The sequence below is a fragment of the Bacteroidales bacterium genome, from assembly GCA_031275285.1.
Lineage (GTDB): Bacteria > Bacteroidota > Bacteroidia > Bacteroidales > UBA4181 > JAIRLS01.
Genome location: JAISOY010000048.1, coordinates 1 through 22,019, shown reverse-complemented (window position 1 = coordinate 22,019; position 22,019 = coordinate 1). Strand labels below are relative to the sequence as shown.

At 41.1% G+C, this 22,019-nt stretch carries 16 protein-coding genes; 7 read left to right on the top strand and 9 right to left on the bottom strand.

The genetic code is table 11. The features are described from left to right. Positions 1–2: 2 nt before the first annotated feature. The 3 genes from LBQ60_04555 to LBQ60_04545 are packed head-to-tail and all read right to left on the bottom strand — an operon-like array spanning position 3 to position 3,743. Positions 3–776 (bottom strand): hypothetical protein, encoded by a 774-nt coding sequence (locus LBQ60_04555; protein ID MDR2037174.1) that lies wholly within the window; start codon positions 774–776, stop codon positions 3–5. Next, complete coding sequence (locus LBQ60_04550; protein MDR2037173.1) at positions 767–1,360, bottom strand: TIGR04149 family rSAM-modified RiPP; 594 nt, start codon at positions 1,358–1,360, stop codon at positions 767–769. The genes LBQ60_04555 and LBQ60_04550 overlap by 10 nt, the downstream gene beginning before the upstream one ends. Positions 1,361–1,376: 16 nt before the next feature. Continuing rightward, positions 1,377–3,743, bottom strand: a complete 2,367-nt coding sequence (locus LBQ60_04545; protein ID MDR2037172.1) for an erythromycin esterase family protein — start codon at positions 3,741–3,743, stop codon at positions 1,377–1,379. 505 nt (positions 3,744–4,248) lie between these two features. Between LBQ60_04545 and LBQ60_04540 the strand changes: the two genes are divergently transcribed. The 5 genes from LBQ60_04540 to radC all read left to right on the top strand — a co-directional run bounded on the left by LBQ60_04540 (position 4,249) and on the right by radC (position 9,658). Next, a complete protein-coding gene (locus tag LBQ60_04540; GenBank protein MDR2037171.1) occupies positions 4,249–4,968 on the top strand; it encodes a DUF1080 domain-containing protein in 720 nt (239 codons plus the stop codon). A gap of 1 nt (position 4,969) precedes the next feature. Next, the gene (locus tag LBQ60_04535; GenBank protein ID MDR2037170.1) at positions 4,970–6,991 is read left to right on the top strand and encodes an alpha-galactosidase; all 2,022 of its coding nucleotides are present in this window, start codon (positions 4,970–4,972) and stop codon (positions 6,989–6,991) included. A gap of 152 nt (positions 6,992–7,143) precedes the next feature. Beyond that, the gene (locus LBQ60_04530; GenBank protein MDR2037169.1) at positions 7,144–8,490 is read left to right on the top strand and encodes a BNR repeat-containing protein; all 1,347 of its coding nucleotides are present in this window, start codon (positions 7,144–7,146) and stop codon (positions 8,488–8,490) included. A 148-nt stretch (positions 8,491–8,638) separates the two neighbouring features. Then, on the top strand, positions 8,639–8,893 hold the full coding sequence (gene rpsT, locus LBQ60_04525; protein MDR2037168.1) for a 30S ribosomal protein S20: 255 nt from the start codon (positions 8,639–8,641) through the stop codon (positions 8,891–8,893). A gap of 75 nt (positions 8,894–8,968) precedes the next feature. Further along, the gene (radC, locus tag LBQ60_04520) at positions 8,969–9,658 is read left to right on the top strand and encodes a DNA repair protein RadC (GenBank protein ID MDR2037167.1); all 690 of its coding nucleotides are present in this window, start codon (positions 8,969–8,971) and stop codon (positions 9,656–9,658) included. 1 nt (position 9,659) lies between these two features. Here radC and LBQ60_04515 read toward each other — a convergent pair whose 3' ends face one another. Together LBQ60_04515 and LBQ60_04510 are read right to left on the bottom strand one after the other, a co-directional pair. Next, complete coding sequence (locus LBQ60_04515; GenBank protein ID MDR2037166.1) at positions 9,660–10,880, bottom strand: DUF6051 family protein; 1,221 nt, start codon at positions 10,878–10,880, stop codon at positions 9,660–9,662. Positions 10,881–10,894: 14 nt separating this feature from the next. Further along, positions 10,895–12,310, bottom strand: coding sequence for a CCA tRNA nucleotidyltransferase (locus LBQ60_04510; GenBank protein ID MDR2037165.1), 1,416 nt, complete (start codon positions 12,308–12,310; stop codon positions 10,895–10,897). Positions 12,311–12,517: 207 nt separating this feature from the next. On the opposite strand from LBQ60_04510, the gene LBQ60_04505 reads away from it, so the two are divergent. Both LBQ60_04505 and LBQ60_04500 read left to right on the top strand, forming a co-directional pair. Beyond that, the gene (locus tag LBQ60_04505) at positions 12,518–14,869 is read left to right on the top strand and encodes a PCMD domain-containing protein (GenBank protein ID MDR2037164.1); all 2,352 of its coding nucleotides are present in this window, start codon (positions 12,518–12,520) and stop codon (positions 14,867–14,869) included. A gap of 22 nt (positions 14,870–14,891) precedes the next feature. Beyond that, positions 14,892–15,680 (top strand): PorT family protein, encoded by a 789-nt coding sequence (locus LBQ60_04500; GenBank protein MDR2037163.1) that lies wholly within the window; start codon positions 14,892–14,894, stop codon positions 15,678–15,680. Positions 15,681–15,725: 45 nt separating this feature from the next. Here the strand turns inward: LBQ60_04500 and LBQ60_04495 are convergent, their stop codons facing one another. The 4 genes from LBQ60_04495 to LBQ60_04480 form a co-directional block, all read right to left on the bottom strand. Continuing rightward, the gene (locus LBQ60_04495) at positions 15,726–17,129 is read right to left on the bottom strand and encodes a Gfo/Idh/MocA family oxidoreductase (protein ID MDR2037162.1); all 1,404 of its coding nucleotides are present in this window, start codon (positions 17,127–17,129) and stop codon (positions 15,726–15,728) included. A gap of 172 nt (positions 17,130–17,301) precedes the next feature. Then, positions 17,302–18,648 carry a HAMP domain-containing histidine kinase gene (locus LBQ60_04490; protein ID MDR2037161.1) on the bottom strand — a complete coding sequence of 449 codons (1,347 nt, stop codon included), beginning with the start codon at positions 18,646–18,648 and terminating at the stop codon, positions 17,302–17,304. A 15-nt stretch (positions 18,649–18,663) separates the two neighbouring features. After that, complete coding sequence (locus LBQ60_04485) at positions 18,664–19,347, bottom strand: response regulator transcription factor (protein MDR2037160.1); 684 nt, start codon at positions 19,345–19,347, stop codon at positions 18,664–18,666. Positions 19,348–19,583: 236 nt separating this feature from the next. Further along, on the bottom strand, positions 19,584–22,019 hold a 2,436-nt coding region (locus LBQ60_04480), incomplete at its 5' end, for an efflux RND transporter permease subunit (GenBank protein MDR2037159.1).

The window sequence follows — 22,019 nt, the reverse complement described above, 5'->3', positions numbered from 1 at the left end:
TTTTAGTAGAAAAAGAAAAGAAGGTTAGGTGGAATCCTATTAAAATGGGTGAATAAAACCAATAACCGGCTTATTGCTAAATTGAATCCTTTTTCATTGAAATCAAGTTTCATATGAAGAATTGTATCAATGATCTCATCAACATCTGATTTTGATGAGATTGCTTGAAACAAACCATCAACTTTATCGATCAGCAGGTCTGAATGATTCTTTTTACAGGAAAATTGCAGTTCATCTTTTATCAGGAAATTATAATTCTTAGAAATAAAGTGTCCCTTTTTCTGCAATTCGTAATTATTATTTATCAGGCAACTAATATTTGCAACCAATAGATCGATACATTTTTCTTTTTCCGAATCTGTAATATGAGTTGATAAAAGAAAATATAACAGATAATCAAAAGTGTGTTCTTTCAGGTATGTCTGAGAAAGCACCTGATCAACAACCTGTACGTGAATCTCACCAAATAAGTCAAAAAAATCGGCATCAATAAATTTATTTTCAATCAGATATCTCAATATCATTCCGACACCGATCACTCCTTGATAAGAAAAATCGTCACTAGGGAAAAGTAACGATTCCTGTAAAAATTCTACAGCATAATTTTCCAAAAAAGCATCTTCTTCCGACAACTCGAATAAAGTCAATGCCGCTCCTGCTTTACCAGCCAACCCCACATTAGAGACTGACAAACTGTCGATAAGAAGATACTTCTTTAATGATTCAAAAAAATGAGTGATTTCTTTTGAGTCATAGCTATTGGATATCAATACCATCCGTTTCCTGATCCGCTTCCTGATCCGTTTGCCGATCCATTTCCTGAACCGCCTCCCGATCCACCTCCTGATCCGTCAATTGTAGATATATCAAACATAAGTCCAAGTTTGTTTTTGTCAACAAGAAAAGTATTACCATTTCCGTCCGTTATTATACAATCATTTCCGGCTATGCCATCTAATCGGCCAGCATGATAGATATAATTACCTTTATTATCTTTTTCTTCTGTTTGAAAAGTAATAATATTACACGCCCCGGCCGTTGCGCTTCCGCTGTTTACGCCGCCACCGCCAAAAAACTTATAAATAACAGCACTTGTGTCAATCCCGTTTAATCCATTGTTATCAAGCAGGTCTCCGGCATCGCCTTCAGACAGCCCCCTAGATATCATCAGGTGATCGATGATCCCGGCCCTGATATCAGACGATGTATAACTGTATCCGGCACAAGCACTTGCCATAACCATGGCGTCTAAAACACATAGGTTGTCTGTTCCGCCTACAATAATCCTCATTGTCTGCTCAGATAATACCGGGAACTCATCTTTCATTGCATTTAGCTGAATTTTAGAAATTTTCTTCATAACATCACTTTTAAGTTTAATTAAATTTTAAAATAGATTCGATTGATTTTTGATATTTTTCTTTATCAGCATATCCCTGATCGGTATAATAACAATAGATCCTTATTAAATTTTCGTTTTTTCCAATGGCAATCACTTTCTTATGCGTATATCGTTTTCCTAAGAAAGAAAAATTGGCATCATCATTATACTCGACCATCTGGTCGGCATTGAAGGCTCTCTGGGCATATTCTTCATCCTGATGATCAAGCATATCCCCGTACAGTGTCCAATAATTATGGTTTACTTTTTCATGATCAGCTTTATCCATGTAGTAAGCGGTAGTAAAATAATACCTACCCATAAAGTCATACACAAATCGCTTTTTAAGATCCTGTTTCCTCAACGTGCCCAGTCCATCAACTCCTTTTTTATATAAAAACACCTGATCTTCAAAAAACACCAGGAAATTCCTGTCTTTCGATTCGAAAAAACCGAATTTTGCATTCGCAACAGTTTCCAGGCGTACATTTCTATACCTGAGATCTCCAGAGATAGAAATGCTAAAACAGTCCGTATCAAATGCAAAAGACTTGCTGTAGGGGGTCCTGCTTATTTTAAGGGAATCAAGATAACGGCCCATATCCGGATAAGGGAAGTTCAGGTATCTTGTATCCGACCGGCAGGTCTGACTGGAAGTTGCCTGATTTATGAACACATATCCATCGAACCGGTCTTTCGACAGGGGATAGAATTGGGCTTTATCCACCCGGTTACCGATCATCCGGTATAGCATATAGCGGTCGTTATTCAGGTTATTGCTTCTACAGTAGAACTTCTCCAGTAATGTATTTTTCGCGGATTTTTCAAAACTACCCCATAACGGCTCCTGAAATTCTTCCTTTCCGATCGCTTCTAAATATTTCGCCACCATACTCAAGGTTCCGTCGTAATATTTCGATTCTCCGTTCCCCACATGAAAACTAACCGCCCAGTAATCTTCTGCATAATGTCCGGCAATATAACTCCCCAGGCTTCTTTTATTTATAAAACCGCTTTTTGCGTGTTTCGGATGATAAGTCCTGCTCACATGCAGGCTGTGGGAAAAAATGACTACCCTGTCGGTAACTTCCGGTGCGTAACACGATACTGCCTGCCGGAATATTTTCCACATCCACCAGTCGCGGTCGATTTGACGGGTCTTATTCTTTCTATCACTATAAGTAGGGACTTTTAACTGTAAAATATCCAGCAAAAAACGGTATTCATTTTCCGGTATTACTGTTTTCAGCTTCCTTTCGGATTTCACTTCATCGGCCAGCCTGTGGAAATGTAATTTTAAAGTATCGGAAGCTGCCCGTATGTTATTCAGGTAAAACAGATTATTGTACTCTAACGTATCCATTTTCAGCAGTAGTTGTGAGAGGGATTCCTTATCCCGGATCAAACCCTTATATGCCAGGAAATAATAAAAGAAGTATTCTTTCTCCAAACGCAGGTCCAGTCCTACAATACGGATCTTGTCACGTTCTTTCCGGGTGGAATTTACTTCCCGGATATGATCCAGAAGTGTTACAGTGCCAACTGCATCACTGAAGGTTTCTTTTTGATCTTCCAGTATTTTGTAACGATATTCGTACGGATGTATGCCCCGTACATAAAGGTCCCAGTTCAGGCAGACATCCACCCCATTTTCGAAACAGATCAGCTTAACATTACTATCCGATAACAACTTTCGGGCTATCCTGGCCTTTTCCCCGAAAACAGTTTCAGTACCATGTACGGATTCTCCCAGGCCTATGATCTTTTTGTTTTTCAATTCATCCAGCCCTGCCACTTTCTCCAAAGGGATCAGGGACGCCACATCAAGATCAAAATCCAAAGACCGGAACCAGTCTTTCAAATTATGGTTGGCCGCCCGGATACCAGCTTCATGTATCTGAAGGGAAGCTGAGTCGCGTACGCTGAAATTCCGGCCGTCAAGGACGATATTCATCCACGTGGCTTTAGCGTTAAAGAACCCGATATGATTATGCCCGTTGGGGTCAAGCGTATAAATCAGAGAGTCGAGAAATTCCTCGTTCTCCCCATAAAAAAACAGCTTAAGTTTCAGCGAATCCAGCGAGTAGCTTTTAAAACTCCAGGAAGTAAAGATACTGTCTTGCGGCAGGGGAATACTGTATTCCAGATTGAACCAGACGGATGTGAATGGGATTATTTTATTTTGTTTATAAGTCAACTCGCACAAAAAATCGGACTTCTGGCCTGTCTCTATTAAAAATCCATAATTAATAGACTTCCAGTAGTCGAAGTCAGGAAAATGTTCAACCGGATCCTGGGATTTTACATCAAGACAGAAATTTGTAAATATCAATAATAAAAGTAATATCCTTAATGGTATCATTTTTTCTAAAGTGTTATTTTTTATGTCCGTGGCTTTGTTATTTTTCTTTATTGAGTTCTTTTTGTTTTTCTCTAAAAAAACATCTCACAGGTCAATACAAAAGATCATTTTTGCCATCGGTCTTTATGAGGCAAAGGTATTCTCAGTTGTAAAGGTAGAAAAGCATAATACAAATTCCAAATAATACACCATAAAAAATCGATATAAGTAATTTCAATAGTATCAAAGCACTATTTACTGCTTTCTTAAGTTGTATTGATAGAATTGATTACGCTCATTAGATACGATGATAGTAATTTATTGGTATTACTTAATATGGCTAATTATGATTTCTTTTCTAATTTTACTTCTTTCAATTTTTTCCATCAATTTCCACTGGAAAATTATTTGGAACAACTTGATGATAGAAAAATATTTTTTAAAGATAAAAAAATCTGAGATTGAAACGAAATACGGAAAAATATCATTGAACCTGATCTTAATCACCAAAAATAAACACCCGCCGATGAAAATACTGATATTTCTTCTGGTCATGGTTTCAGTCCATGTACATGCCCAAAAGAACAATACCCTTAGCAAAAAAGAAAAAAGGGATGGCTGGCAATTATTATTTGATGGAAAGACGACCAAAGGATGGCACTCTTTCAACCGGGACGAAGTATTGCCGGCATGGAGTGTAAAAAACGGTGAACTTCATTTTAAAATTATCAGGGAAGGAGAACGAGGCTGGGATCTTGTGACAGATGAAGAATTTGAAAATTTCGATTTCCGGATCGAGTGGAAGATCAGTAAAGGAGGTAACAGCGGTATCTTTTTCGGTGTCAGGGAAGGAAAAGAATATGGTTGGGCCTCCAGTACAGGCGTTGAAATGCAGATTCTGGATAATATAGACGGTGCTGACCGGCATGATTCCAAACATCTGGCGGGAGCTATGTATGACCTGATAGAAGCCTCGCAAACATCAAAACCAAAACCTGTAGGCGAGTGGAATAAGGTCAGGATCTTAAAAGACAAAGGCAAAGTAACTTTTTGGCTGAACGATATTATTACCGCACAAGTAGATATGAACAGCAAACATTGGAAAGACATGGTACAAAACAGCAAATGGAGTGGAGCCGACCAATACAATGGCCGTGATTTTGCAACATTTCCGAAAGGAAAAATCGCTTTGCAGGATCATTTTGATGAGGTATCATTTCGTAATATAAAAATCAGAAAATTATAAAATGAGAAAAACAGTGGTAATCTTTTTAGGGATTTTCCTTTTTTTCTGTCTGAAAATACAGGCAGAAACGATCGAAGCAGGCAATTACCGTCTGGAGATAGACGCAGTTACGGGAAAATATAATATCTACCATAAAACTGCATATATCGTTAAGAATGCGCAACTTTTGTTTAAAGTCGGGAATACCGGGTATTCATTAACGAACGGTACCGTTTCGTCATCACCATTTCAGGATGCAACCGGCAGAGGTACCCGGGTCAGGTTCTCAGGAAAAGTAAACAACTGGGAAGTCATTCAAAACTTCTACCTCTATGGTTCACAGAATTATATACTCACGGATTTTTCGGTGGAAACAACATCCGGAGCAATAGCATCCAACTACATGGCACCTCTGAAAAGCATGGATCCTTATACCTTCCTGCCCGACAATGGAAACAGGGTGCTGATGGTCCCTTTTGATAACGATGATTTTATTCGTTACGAATCGAACGATATCAACAGGGAGAACACCAGTTATGAAGTAACGGCGCTGTATAATGAAGATAGCCGAAACGGATTGATTATCGGTTCGGTGGAGCATGATACATGGAAAACGGGTATTGTTTCAAAATGCTCGGATAACCGGATCCGTTCGCTCGAAATCTACGGGGGTATAGCAACCGGCCTGACCCGCGACCATATAGAACACGGAAAGGTAAACCTGAAAAAGATTAAATCTCCCAAAATTTTCATCGGGTATTATGCTGACTGGCGCGACGGGCTGGAAGATTTCGGCAAAACAAACAGGTTGCTGGCTCCTAAATACTATGCATGGGAAGGTGCATGGAAGGGTAAGAAGCCGTTTGGGTGGAACAGTTGGGCCGCCCTTGAATCGAAGGTCAATTATTCGAATTCGGACCAAACCGGGACATGGATTGCCGGCAACATCCAGAACCGGGGATTCGTGAGCGAAGACCAGACCTTATATATCGGACTGGATTCTTACTGGAATGAATCGGGTTTCAATGACCAGACTTTAAAAGCTTTTGTCGACCGCTGCCACGCACGCGGACAGAAGGCAGGCGTTTATCTTGTCCCTTTTTCGCATTGGGGCGGCAATGCCCCTCCGTATGCATTAAAAGCCGGTGGACAACCCCGTAAACTGGACGGAGGATGGTGTATCGACCCGACTCATCCCGATACAAAAAGCAGGACGGAAAAAGAATTCCTGCGAAGAATTAAACAAGCCGGATTCGACTACATAAAAATCGATTTTCTTGGTCATGGGGCTATGGAAGCCGATTCTTGGTTCGATCCGACAGTACAAACGGGTATACAGGCCTACAATCATGGAATGAGATGGCTGGCCGACTGGTTCAGGGAGCATATGCCCGGAATGTATGTCAATCTTTCTATTGCTCCGGTTTTTCCCGGGCAGTATGCCCATAGTCGCCGTATCAGTTGTGATGCATGGAATAAAATGTATAGTGACAATCTAAGGGAAGGAACCACCGAATATGTTTTGAATTCATTGAATTATGGCTGGTGGCTGGACCATGTGTACGATTACAATGATGCCGACCACATTCTGCTCAATGGCGTTTCCGAAGGTGAAAACAGGGCCAGGATCACATCTTCCATCATTACAGGAATAGTGATCCTTGGAGATGATTACAGCGATAGCGGCAACAGCGAAATAAAAGAACGCTCAGAAAAATTACTGACCAGAAAGGAACTCAACCGGGTAGCGCGACAATGTAAATCATTCCGTCCTGTTAATTCGGGTAACGGAAAAAGGGCTGCCAACCAGTTTGTCTCTACCATAGCCGATACCACTTATCTGGCTGTATTTAATTTTGGTGACGGACAAAACACTGCCATTGATTTCGAAAGAATAGGTTTAATACCAGGTCAGAATTACAACGTGCGTGATCTTTGGAGAGACTATCCTTCCGAACAAAAAAAGCAAAGCTGGACAGAAGAAGTTCCCCAAAAAGATGTAAAACTTCTTAAAATATTCAAAATAAAGCCCAATGATAAGTAATATCAATAAATCAATATCATGTTTAATCAACTTGATCAATGCGGCTTAACAGAACAACAAATAGCACTGAGTGCTTAAAATATGTTGAAACTGCAAAAATCACCCAATATATTATCAATAATTTTTGTTGATATATAAAATATTCCATCAGGATGAATCGTACCATACATACAAAAATATTTTTACTGATCCTTCTTTTTTCATGTCCTGTATTTGTTTTTTCCCAGGAATACCCCATAATACAGGAAGTATGTGATATTTCATATGTTCCGTCCTCTTTTCCCGTTGGTTTTGCACTATGTACACATGGTAACCAACAATTTGTCGCATATTATGATTCGGCAAAAAACATGACCGTTGCTTCACGTAAAACAGATAATTGTATCTGGGATTATCAGATACTGGACAATAAAATAGGCTGGGACAGTCACAATTATGTAGTACTTAAAATAGATTCCGAAGGATACATACATGTAGTAGGCAATCTTCATGCAAGTCCACTCATCTACTACAGGAGCCTTAAGCCTTTGGACATACATTCCTTGACCCGTATACCCAAAATGGTCGGTACAGAAGAAGACAGAATGACCTACCCTGTTTTTATGAATGGTCCGGATGGAGCATTTATTTTCCATTATCGACATGGAGGAAGCGGAAACGGATATGAAATATATAATGTATGGGATGCAAAAAAACAAGTATGGGAGCGCTATTTGAATGAGCCATTGATTGATGGTAAAGGAAAAAGAAATGCCTATATGGACGGACCGGTTCCGGGACCGGACAACTATTACCATATGATCTGGGTCTGGAGGGAAACACCGGACTGCGCCACCAATCATACCTTATCATATGCGCGGAGCAAAGATCTCTCTAATTGGGAAAATATCGCCGGAGAAAAAGTAACTCTTCCGATCACCATAGAAGAATCATCCCTATATGTAGATGATACGCCCCCTGGCGGCGGATTGTTCAATCCGGGTATTAAGTTGGGTTTCGACCCGTCCGGAAAAGTACTTATTGGTTATCATAAATACGATCAGCACCTGAATACGCAACTATTTATTGCCCGTTATGAGAATGGAAAATGGCTCAAAAAACAGGTCACCAACTGGGATTTCCACTGGGTATTTCAGGGTAACGGATCTGTATTCAGCCAATTAAGTGTCGACCGGCCCAAATCTCTTCCCAATGGACAGGTCGCCTTCGGTTATCACAGAGTAGATGCCGGAAGTGGCGAGATACTACTGGATGGAAGAACCATGGATCCGGTAGGTAGTCGTCCATATACACGCAGGTATCCGGATGAACTGGATATGATAACATCTGATTATCCGGAAATGTCTGTCAGGAAAACATTCGATAGCGGCAGGTCATCCAACAATAAAGAATTTTATTTATTACGTTGGGAAACTTTACCTGCCAACAGGGATGCCAGAAGAAACGGCACACTACCCCACCCTTCCATTTTGAAAATCTATAAGTTAGCCAAAGATTGATATACGAATGTAGTCCTGCTAAAAACCAGAGAATGATCTTTGTTGAAAAATATAGCATAAGTGGTAAAATTATTCAAAAAACTTGTTGCATATGAAATATTATTCTATCTTTGTGCCCTCAAAAAATGGTATAATTTTTAATTGAAGTATGGCAAATCATAAATCATCCATCAAAAGGATAAGGCAAAGCGAGAAACGTAGATTGGAAAATAAATATTACGCAAGGACTACCCGCAATGCTATTAAAAAGTTGCGTCAAACAACTGAAAAAGCATCTGCAATGGAACAGTATCCTGCTGTTTCCGCTATGTTGGATAAATTAGCAAAGAAAAGTGTAATTCATAAAAACAAAGCTTCCAACTTAAAATCAAAGTTGGCTAATTATATCAATACATTGGCGTAAGCCGGTTATTTGCTGATGATACATTTGCCCTTCCTCAAACGGAGGGCTTTTTCTTTTTTTACAACTTAATACTATATGGGAAATTCATTTACAATCAAAGATTGGTCTGAAGACGACCGGCCGCGCGAAAAACTCATGCAAAAAGGTGTGATCAGTTTAAGTAATGCAGAGTTATTGGCCATTATCATCGGTTCCGGATCCCGGGATGAAAATGCGGTCGAACTGGCAAAAAAGATATTATTACAATCGGGAAACAGTCTATCTGAGCTGGGTAAGCTTACCATATCCGACCTCCGGAAAAACAAAGGCGTGGGTGAAGCCAAGGCCATCAGCATCGTTGCTGCCATGGAATTGGGGAAAAGGCGGGGAAGCAGTGGTATTGTCGAAAAAAAGCAAATCAAAAGCAGCAAAGATACTTTCCTGTTGTTTCACCCGATATTGAGTGATTTACCACATGAAGCGTTCTGGTTACTTTTCCTGAACCGTTCCAACCGGATCATCGATATGCAACAGTTGAGTTCGGGCGGTCTGTCGGATGTTTCCGTGGATGTTCGTTTGATCATGAAAAAAGCCATCGAACGGCTTGCCTCATCCATCATCATATGTCACAATCATCCTTCAGGAAACCTCACTCCCAGTGAACAGGACCGGTCGATCACCAAAAAGATAAAAGAAGGTGGGGCATTATTGGATATTGCCTTACTTGACCATATCATCATTTCCGACAACCGGTATTATAGCTTTGCCGACGAAATGGAACTATAAATCATTGAAGAAATCGTCCCGCCATTTCAAATACGCGGTAGAACTGCCTGGTCACTTCCGGGGCAATTGACGTAATACTGGGGAAAGGATCTTCATGCTTGTATTCATACGGAAAATTTATAATTTCCACTTTAGCGGGAATATTACGGGCTACTCCCTGTAAAGTATTGATCACTTCATAAGGCGGAATGACCGTATCATTTTCCAAAGCTACGGACATAACCCGCTCCCCGATACGCCGAAGAGCTTCTTCCCTGAATTTAAGCATATTTCCATAATTCAACATACTCCGGAAGTAGATGCCTTCAGGATGTGCTTCACTGAGATAATGTTGCAGGTGCGGGTCATTTTTTAAATGATTTTCGAGATGTTCTACTACAAAAGAATACAGGGCAACATTGGCCTCACTGTCAAGGATAAATTTGGAAACCGGTGATAACCGGTTAAAAACCGGCCCCCCACAAAACATAAATAACTTTGAATGCTCAAAATAATCGTTTTCGTTGGTCATCATCAATATCTCAGCCAAAAGGCAGCCTATGGAATAGGCAAAAAAATCAATACTGGCATTGGCTTCAACTAAGGGATGCTTTCCTGATTTTATTTCTTTTACCAACTGGATAACATCATAATAAGATTGCAGTCCGGACCAGAAAAACCTTTGCGGACGGGCATGCAGCCTCATACTGATGGCTACATTGGATAAGGTGGAATTGACGATTTGAGGAAACTGTTTGCGCCGCAACTCCGATATGGCAAACATTTTTCTCCGATCGCTCCAATCCTGAGGAGCGCGGTTCATGTGGAATGCGATCGGAAAAAGAATGATCGTTTTTCCGGTATTTTCGCTCAACCGTTTGGCCCATGGAAGATATTTGGCCCAATGTTTCTCATTGAAACCATGGAACATCAGAACCACTTCCCTGGATTTTCCCGAACCCGAAGGATGAAAAACATGATAACGAAATTGATGGTTCTCTGTGATATGCGCATCCGCGATATTCAATGTATTACTTTGATTAGCAATACTATTTTCAAACTCATAGGGTAAATGACAATCAAAGTTATGTTTTTCACATTGATATCTTCCCTCACAAGGTAATATCCGACACGAAAGCGACTCAAAATCAAAATTATATAAATCCGTCAGGTCATCTATTTTTACAAAATCATCATAATTGACTTTTTCCTTTAATTTCTGATGTAATTCATAATATTCCATATGATAATGCAAGTTTATGAGTTGGACACAGGTTTCAATCCTAATTCAGCTGCTTTTTCTATCATGAATGTTCTGGCTGCTCCATATTCATTGGGAATAATCCCATCCAGGATAGCATCCTTAATGGCATTCTTGATCACACCTATCTCCCTGCCCGGAGACAGACCGAATGTTTCAATGATTTCGCTTCCCGATACAGGAGGCTGGAAATTACGGATAGCATCCTTTTCTTCTATTTCATGTAGTTTATGACGTACCAGTTCGAAATTCTGCCGGTAACGTTCCACTTTGTGTTCATTTTTAGATGTAATGTCTGCCTCACAGAGCATCATCAGATCATCAATATCATCACCGGCCTCAAACAACAAGCGCCTCACCGCAGAATCGGTAACAATATCTTCAGCCAATATGATAGGGCGTAAATGAAGTAATACCAATTTCTGCACATATTTCATGGATTCATTCAAGGGCAATTTCATAGAACGGAACAGATCGGGAATCATTTTATAACCGACAAATTCATGTCCATGGAACGTCCATCCCGCATCCGGCTGAAAATGTTTTGTTGCAGGCTTTCCGATATCATGGATCAAAGCTGCCCATCGAAGCCACAGTTGGTCAGTATGCTGAGTAATGTTGTCCAACACCTGAATACTATGTAAAAAATTGTCTTTATGGGCAAATTTACCTTTTTTCTCTACTCCTTTCATCGCTGCCAGGGCTGGAAAAACCAATTCAAGTAATCCGGATTTATCCAGTAAAAGAAAACCAATGGAAGGACGGGGAGAAAGGATAATTTTATGCAATTCATCAGCAATACGTTCCTTGGATACAATACTTATCCTTTCTTTATTTCTTTTGATAGCTTCAAAAGTGTCTTTTTCTATCGTATATCCAAGTTGGGTGGCAAAACGAACAGCACGCATCATACGTAAGGGATCATCACTGAAAGTCGTATCCGGATTTGACGGAGTACGTATAATCTTATTTTCCAGATCCTCCTGACCATTAAACGGGTCGATCAACTGACCGTAAGTTTCCTTGTTTAAAGATATAGCCAGTGCATTAATCGTAAAATCACGACGTAACTGATCGTCTTCGAGAGATCCATCCTCACACACCGGGTTCCGTGAATTCCGACTGTATGACTCACGGCGTGCCCCGACAAACTCAATCTCATCACTTCCATACCGAAGCATTGCTGTCCCGAAATTCTTAAAAATACTGACCGGCAAAGACGGATCAATACTTGCAGCTACTTTACGGGCCAGATCTATTCCATTACCCAAAACGACAATATCAATATCCTTGGATGAACGTCCAATCAACAGGTCACGAACATAACCACCTATCACAAAAGCACATAACTGATCCTTTTCCAGGATATCTGATATCAATTTAAAAACCGGATGTTTCAGGTTTCCCAGCATTTCTTGTCGGTTGGATAATTAATGCCGGCAAAGTTAATGATTTTCGAATTTTTATCCCTACTTTTATCAATTGTATTTATCATTTAGCACACAGACAATTATCAGACATAATAACTTGACTATGTACATTTTAAATGTATATTTTAATATACTGGACCTTATTATAAGGTCTGGATATCTATATTATTCGAAACAAAAAATTAAAAAATGAAACATATTCTATGCATTTTATCAATATTATTATTGTTCAACACATGTACAAAAGTAACGGATCTGAGCGATAAAGCAGAACTCACTGCATTTAACATACTTTCTGTTACACCTCCGGAAATAGAATTAGGAACACCGGTGATCAACAAAGATACCATAGAGATCCCTGTTCTCCGTGGAGTATCCCTGTTTCCCATGAGTATAAGCGCCAGCCCCGAAATAAGTCCGGAAACAGAACGGGCTGTTCCCGGAACCTCTTTTTCTTCATTTGACGATATTAAGTTCGATCTAGGTGACATTCAGTTTAACCGGTTTTACCTGGTTGCAAAAAGCGGCCAGACAAAGTCTTACTATATTAAACTAGGGGTCCTGGACCAGGATGAAATGAACGATTTCAAAAAACTGGTGGTAACAGGTCATTCTTCCGAAAATGCCATGGTCGCTCCCAATGCATTTATAAATCCGATCAAAAGGACTGTTGAAATATATGCAACAGGCGTAAACTTCCCGGTGGAAATGACTGCTGTTGCCACACTTTCAGATCATGCCTACATCAAAGACGAAAATAATACCCTGGATAAGGAATTACTGGCTTTTTCCTTTAATAATTACGACGATGGTCTGAAATATACCATTGAAGCTGAAAATGGTGCTGTACAGGAGTGGAAATTATTCCTGAGACAAACAAAAGAGATAACGGGAAATGAGACATCCGATATCCGGTCTGCCGTATCATTGACACCGGGAAAACAAAAAGCCATTGTAAAAACTGATGGGTATGACTTATCCAGGATAGATATCAGTGAACAACAGGCATTACTTATCTTCAACGTTGCTTCAAGAACCAGAAGCATGAATCTGGAGCTTGTCCCGGAATTGGCCGTACTTGCCAATTCCCAGATTATCGGATATACTCCGGGAGAGTCATTATTTTTTGATGATTTTAATACAACAAAGGATCTCATTATCCTCGATAGCCGTACCGGATATTACAGGAGATGGAAACTGATGGTCATGCGGAGCGATGATGCGGATATTTACAGATTTCCATTCACATACCGGAATGCAGCTTCTGCCGTTGTTATGTTTATAAAGTTGGATACGGCAACGGTCATTGACAACATCAATAAAGCACTTACCTTTAATGTTAATAGGACACAAGATGCAGGCTCCAAGTATTGGCCTTTAACTGTAACGCCTAATGCTGATAAACTAAAATTGTCAGAAGGCGCAACAGTCGATGCCCAACCTTTGATATTCAATGATCTGACCACCATACAATATTTTACCGTCACTTCGGCTTCAGGAGTAGTGGTTGAATGGAGCGTAAAACTAAGAGACATTAATATCGCTTACAAAGCTGATATCGAACGGGTCGAGATCATGGAATCATCACTTTCATCACTTTCGGAAGATGATATCGCCATTAATACAACAACAGCCGAAGTCTTCATCGATCTGGATGACAAAAATCAGTTGCCTTTACGCATTCAGCCTTACCTGCATATATCGGATGGTGCCACTTTCGAGTCTTTCCAAAATGGAGATTTTATGGAATTCCGTTCACTTACCGACATTACTCATGTAAATATTATTTCAGGATCGGGGACTTTAACGACCTGGAAGTTCCGGCTAGCGGATAAAGCGCAATTGCCGAACAGTGACTTTGAACTCTGGATCAATGATAATGGTCTTTTTGAAAATATCGATCCTGTCCCCGGAAAAGGGCGGGGATGGTGCACAGCCAATAATTTTATGGTACAGGGTACACGTTCGGTTGCCAACGGTAATGGTCTTGCGGCAGAGATGACCACAGATATAACTAAACTTCCGGAAAATCTGATTACTTCAGGTTCACTCTTTTTGGGATATTTTGACATGTCTACCATTACTTTAGAAGAACCAAGGAAAATGACCAAGTTCGGTATACCATTCGATGCAAGTCCTACAGCCATTGCTTTAGATGCTAAGTATGTTCCTGGAGCGCTATATCAAAAGTCCCGTAAAGTGAGTGGTTCCGGAGTGTCTGCAAAATATGTACTGGATAACCTGAGCGGGGAAGACAGGGGACAGATATGGGTAGAACTGATATACTGGGAAGGTCCCGGTGACCTGAATTATAACGGCGAACCCGTAGATGGTGTTCATGTACTGGCTCGCGGGGAAAAGGTCATGACCACTTCTCCGGAAATGTCAAGGATAACCATACCCATCGAAAGAAATGCAAAATACGATTTGTATACGCCAACCCATTTCGTTGTGGTAATGGCTTCAAGTATCGAGGGACATTTGTTCATCGGGGCAAAAGATAGTAAACTGACGGTGGATAATTTTGAATTGATCTATTAACAAGCTGAATAATTCCAATTATATGATAAAAATTATTGTAACGGTATTTTTATTATTTTCAATCATAGTCTGTTTTGCATCCGAAAACGATACTATTTACCAGGGACGTCTGGGATTATTAGTAGGCACTGATATCGGCGGAGCAGTGCCGTTTCCACCAAAGAACATTCCGGGTAAAATCAACGCCTATCCGCAGATCAATGCCAATATCGGGGCTAAGTTTTCATTTTCTTTGATCAAACAATGGGGATTAGGTGCCGAGCTTAATTATAAAACGATAGAGATGGAAGCCGATGCACGGGTTACCAACCAGAAGTTCCAGATGGACGATGATGTAAATATGTATTTTACCGGAACCACTACAATGGATATGAAATTTACCATGCTTGAGGTACCGCTATATGCCAAATATCACTTCAAAGACAAAAAAAATATCGTATTTGCCGGTTTTTATTACAGTTACATTTTTTCCGGAAAGTTTGTCGCCGACCCTCAGAAAGGATTTTCCGGTCCTGTTCCCGATATGGCCGAAATTACGGATATGTCCACCATTAAAATGGAATTTACGTCATTCCTTACCAACTGGGATTGGGGTTATTTGCTGGGATATGAACGACGGATATTCGACCGGTTCGCGTTGACACTCCGCTTTTCTATGGGACTGAAAGATATATTCAAATCTTCCAGCAATTATTTCGATTACAGCATGCTTCACATGCGGGGATCCATCACGGTAAGCTATGATCTGTTCAAAACGAAATCATTATTCGGAAATAAACGTTCATCCCACATAGCGAACCAACCTATCTAACAGATAAAAATAAAACGAAGCTTTTCATTGAACCAGTAATCCGGATCAAGAAAAAACCGTTTCCATATCAATTACCGGCCAGGGTTGGGCACTCTTCCAGTCCCCGTAGGTGAAATCGGGAATATCCACAGCATTACTCCTGTTCAAAACGGAACGTTCGCTCAGTTCCACGATACAGGACCATGTTGCAGCATCATAGACATCCTGATCCAAGGGTAACCCGTTGCGTAAGCAATAGATCAGCCGCCAGTCCATCATATAGTCCATCCCGCCATGTCCTCCGACTGATTTGGCTTTTTCTCCGATATACTTGGACAGCGGATGTTCATATTTCTCCATAATGGCTTTGAATTCCTCCGGTTTCAGGAAATCGTGGGCATTGGGTTCAAGCGCAATTTTTTCTTCAGGATATTTCACTGCATAACCTTTGGTTCCACTGATCTTATGTATACGGTCATATGGCCTGGGGCTGGTCGTGTCATGCTGTACCATGATAGTTTTACCATTCACTGTCCGGATCAGGGAGGTATTCATGTCTCCCAGCTTATAGGTTGCTTTTGCTTCAGGGGAATCTTTCCCGAAAGTGTTCTCCGCATACAATGTCAATCCGTATTGATTGGTGGACATGGAGGTAAGGTAATCGAGCCTGTCACCACGATTGATACCCATAATCTGTGCTACCGGACCCAAACCATGCGTCGGATAAGGATCTCCGGTATGTTTTTTACTGTATTCCAGGCGCCACATTTTGTGGTATCCGTTTTTATTGTGTTTGCCCGATCGTAAATCGTGAATATAAGCACATTCCCCATGGTATATTTCGCCGAAAACCCCTTTCCGTACCATATTTAATGTAGTCAGTTCAAAAAAATCATAACAGCAGTTCTCCAGCATCATACAATGTCTTTGGGTTTCTTCGGCAGTATCTACCAGCGCCCAGCAATCATCTACCGTCAGGGCTGCAGGTACCTCAATGGCCACATGCTTCCCGTGTTTCATGGCATACAGGGCAATAGGGACATGTAATTCCCATGGTGTTGCATTGTATATGAGGTCGATATCATCACGCTCACATATTTTTTTCCAGTCTTCTTCTCCCGAAAAAGCCAGTGCTTCCGGCCTTCCTGCATTTTTCAGGTGATCCTGCGTACTTTTGATCCTGTTTTCGTTCAGGTCGCAGATCACGGCAATTTTTGCGCCGTCAATACGTGCCATCCGGTAAACGGCACCGCCGCCTCTTCCCAGACCAATCACCGCAACACGTACTTCTGAGATGGGGTCGCAACGCAATCCCATTACTGATTTACCTCTTCTTTTCCGTTTCTTATCTTTTGATAATTCCGTAACGGAGTGACCTCCCAGGGTATTGCCGATCAGACTTCCGGTGGTACTGAGTATAAGTCCCCCAACCAAAGATTTTTTGATAAACTCCCGACGATTATTTCTCATTTGTATAAAGATTAGATAGAATACCCATGCTCGTTATTGATTTTGCCGAATCCGGAAAACCCGGTTTATTATCATAGGTGTTTCAATAAAGAATATGGCCATTCCGTAATTGATGAATAGTTTGATAGGTTTATATCGCAAATGTAACCGAAATTATTCTTTTCCGGAAATCTTATATATATTGAAGTATCAATATCACTTTTGTCCCGATATTTTCTTTCGAATCAATGGAATATGGGATATGATTCTTTTCAAGTATCCGTAAGGCAATGGATAATCCAATACCGCTGCCCTGTACCTGGTTACTGTTTTCTGCCCGGTAAAACGGCCTGTTGATACTGCTTAATTGTTCTTTGGGAATTCCTATACCCTTATCGGTAATAGACAGTAGCAACTTACCTTTCTCTTTATAAAGACGGATATCCACAGTTTTTCCTTTCGAAAATTTAACGGCATTCTCGATCAGGTTAAGCAATGCCATAAACAGTTGTATTTTATTCTTTTTCAGATACAGGATAGATTCATCCTCAGGAGGAATTTCCATCTGCACATTCGTTTTCAGGCCGGAATACCTCGCCGAAAGCTGATCAATGATCTCCCAGATCAGTTCATCCACCCTGAGGGAATCAGTAATTTCAACATCTTTACGCAGGCCGGAAACTTCCAGCAATGTGTCTAAAATCCCTTCCAACTGATGTATCTCATCGATCAGGTTTCCCACCAAATGGTGATATTCTTCCGGAGTACGGTCACGGATGGAAAACACTTCCAGATTTCCCAGTATAGAAGCCAAAGGCGTTTTGAATTCGTGGGAAATATAACTGACAAAATTCTTCTGAATAACGAAAGTATCGGAAATTTTCTCCAGCAATTCATTGAAAGTCCTTGTCAATAGCTGCAGTTCATCTTTGGTATCCGGGATGGCGAGCTGTACAGTCAGATCGTCGGTAGATATGTTTTTCACCTGCCTGATTATTTTCCTGATAGGGTAATAAGCCGCACGTGCCAGCCATCTGTTAAGGATCAATGTAGCCAGCATACCGATGATAAAGGCGGACAATAAGATCCATACCAATGGACGGATCAGGTTATTCAGCTGTTCCTGTTTCTCTTTCGTGATCACGACAAAATTACCCTGATTATCTTCATAATAGATGCCATAACACAAAAAACCGTTCATCAGGAAAGCCATTTTTCCTTTCGAACGGATACCATCAAGAAGTTTGACCGGGATGGAAAACATACCATCGCCATGCGTGATGATGTTGTCATTATCATAGATAATATAGTCGGACAATACTTCTTCATACTGTTTTCTGACTTTGGCAAATTCATCCTCATTCAGTTCGTCCTCTTCAAAGAAAAACAGGGCAGTAATCCGGGCGGTTTTTTCCAAATTCTGGTACATCGAATTTTCTACACTTTTCCGGTATACGCCATAAATCAGTACACCAACAATAATGAAAACGACTCCCCACAGAAGAGAACTAAGCAATACCAGGCGGGTTTGTATTTTCATTTGGTACAATATGTGTTATCCGTGTGTCCGTATCATGTATCCCCTTCCCTTGATGGTCTCTATCAGCTTGTCCTGCCTGTCGGCATCTATTTTTGAACGTAGATAGGATATATACACATCCACCACATTGGTACTGGTATCATGATGGATGCCCCATACACTATTGAGAATCTGTGTCCTTGTCAAAACTTTATTGGGATGTTCCATCAACAGCTTCAGTAATTTGAATTCCTGTATGGTCAGTTTGATTTCCTGATCTCCCCGCATGATCCGGTGTTCATCCACATATAACATCAAGTCGTCGCATTGAAGTATTTCATGGGAAGTATCGTATTTCATTCCTGCTCTTCTCGTCAATGCATTGATCCTGGCTACCAGTTCCTTGAAATGGAAAGGTTTGGATAAATAGTCATCTGCTCCGTAGTCCAGTGCTTTCACCTTATCGTCGGTTTCGCCTAAAGCACTGATCACCAGTACCGGCGTCTGTATTTTTTTATAGCGGATATACTGCAGTAATTCAATACCGTCAATGTCCGGAAGCATGATATCCAATAAGATAATACTCCATTCATGTCCGGCAATCATCGAACGGGCATCAATGCCATTTTCAGCCAATGTTACTGAAAATCCGCTTTCTTCCAGTCCTTTGACGATGAATTCACTAATTTTCCGGTTATCTTCTATCAGTAATAATTCCATTATTATCCTGATTAATCAGAACATAAAAATAATCTAATTTTCTAAACTGGGCAAGGTTTTAAAGAATGGAGAATGGAGAATTGAAAATGGAGAACTTAGGCGATAGTCGTTCTCATGAGCGTCAGCGAGTAATGGAAAATTATGAACTATAAACTCATATTTCTTACTTTCAAACTTTATAAACTTTATAAACTTTCTTACTTTATAAACTTCCAAACTTAAAACATTATTGCCGATTATTCTTTGTTGATATCCAATCTTTTATCCTTCCGGTAAGCATAATAAAAAACCTGCGGTAATACAGTAAACGACAATATCATACAGATCAGAATGCCCCCTACGATCATGATGGCCAATGGTTTTTGTATTTCCGAGCCCATCCCCGACGATAATGCTGCAGGAAGAAGTCCCATAGATCCCATCAATGCAATCATCAATACAGGCCGTAGCCGGTTACTGACCGCACTGTCGATGGCTGTTTTCAGATCGTGGGTCTGGATCATCCGGCTTTTCATGAGAACGATCAGCAGGATACTGTTGATAGCCGTAATACCAAAAAGAATGATGAATCCTATCCCTGCCGAGATACCGAATACGGTTCCGGTCACCCACAGGGAGATAAAGCCACCAATAAATGCATAAGGAATAGCACTGGCGGCAATCAGCGTATCTTTCACCGTGCCGAAATTCATGTAAAGCAGGAACAGGATGAGCAACAAGACGGCCGGTATAATGACCATCAGCCTCTGGGTGGCACGCTGCTGACTCTCAAACTCCCCGGCCCAGACCATTTTGTTCTCCGGAAGCAGGGTAACCTGTTCATCAACGATCTTTTGCGCTTCCGCAATGGTAGAGCCCAGGTCACGGTCGCGGATGCTGAACCCGACCCCGACATAACGGCTGCTACCGTCACGATATATAAAGGTAGGTCCGGTAATAAACCCGATATCTGCAATTTCCTTCAGGGGAACATGCTTTCCATCCATGGTCGGTATCAGGATATTTCCGATCTTATCTTCATTATCGCGGTATTCTTTCTGGAAACGGATATTGACGTCAAAGGTACGTTCTCCCTCATAAAACTGAGTAGCCGCTTTTCCACCGATTGCCATTTCCACCACGGCCTGTGCATCGGCCATAGAAACGGCATAGTTGGCCATCCTGGATTCTTCCAGCTTAATTTGTAGCTCGGGAAGCCCGACGCTACGGAACACATTCACATCTGCCACCCCACTCACATCACTGATAGCCGCTGCTGTCCGGTCAGCAAGATCTTCCAGTTGATGCAGGTCATGTCCGAAGATCTTAATGACCAACGCACTTTTCACACCTGCCACATATTCCTCGACATTATCCTGGATAGGCTGACTGAAAGCCAGGATCATTCCCGGATAGATATTCAGGGAGTCCTGCATCTGTACGATCAGGTCGTCTTTTTTCATCTTTCTTGTCCATTCTTTTTCCGGCTTCAACTGGGTATGGAACTCAATATTGAAAAAGCCGGTAGCATCCGTACCATCGTTTGGTCTTCCAGTCTGAGAAAGGATAAACTGAACTTCATCAAATTGGCGTAGCTTGGCTTTCATTTCCTTAGTAATACGTACCGACTCATCGAGATTGACACTGTTGGGTAATGTGGCACGGATATAAATAGCCCCTTCATTCATACTCGGGATAAACTCCGTGCCCCAAAAACCAAAACGTACAACACAAATTGCCAGCAGAATACAAAAAGCCAGGATAGTTTCTTTCCGGTAATGTGAACTGAACTGGTATATCTTCTGTACCCATTTTGTCAGGGAACAACTGATGATGTTCGTTTTTTCCCTGACCGGACGGGTCAATAATACCTTACACATTACCGGAACATATGTTAGAGAGAGTATCAACGATCCCAATAAGGCATATCCTAGTGTAAAAGCTAATGGAGAGAACATTTTTCCTTCTACTTTCTGGAAGGAGAAAATAGGGAATAAAGCCACCACTAAAATAATTTGTGCAAAAAAGATATGGGAGGCTACGCTGCCCGCGCTTTTCTTGATAAATCCGCTTTTAGATACCTTACAGAATTTATCACCCAATTGCTTCGAGCGTTTTTCCATTTCTACAAAAATAACCTCTACGATTACCAAAGTCCCTTCGAGTAACAATCCGAAATCGAGTGCCCCCATTGAAATCAGGTTCGCAGGAAGGCCCTGTATACGTAGCATAATGATGGCAAACAGGAAAGACAATGGAATAACGGATGCTACAATCAATGTGGTCCGCCAGTTGAACAGGAAGATAAATACCACAATGGATACCAGGATAATTCCTTCCAGCAGGTTCTTAATAACTGTGTTTACCGTGGCATCTACTAATGTCGTCCGGTCGAGGAAAGCTTCGACACGAATGTTTTCGGGAAGGATGCGTTCATTGAGTTCATCGATTTTTGTTTTAAGGTGAGTGATGACTTCACCGGGATTCTGCCCTCGCAACATGATCACGATCCCTTGTACCACATCATCCTCATCATCCAGTCCGACCTGCCCCAGACGCGGCTTGGAAGAAACACTGACACTCGCCACATGTTTTATGCGGATCGGTGTCCCGCCTTTTACTTCGACCAGGATATTTTCAATATCTTCCACACTTTCCAGCAAACCCAAACCACGCACCACATAAGCCTGACT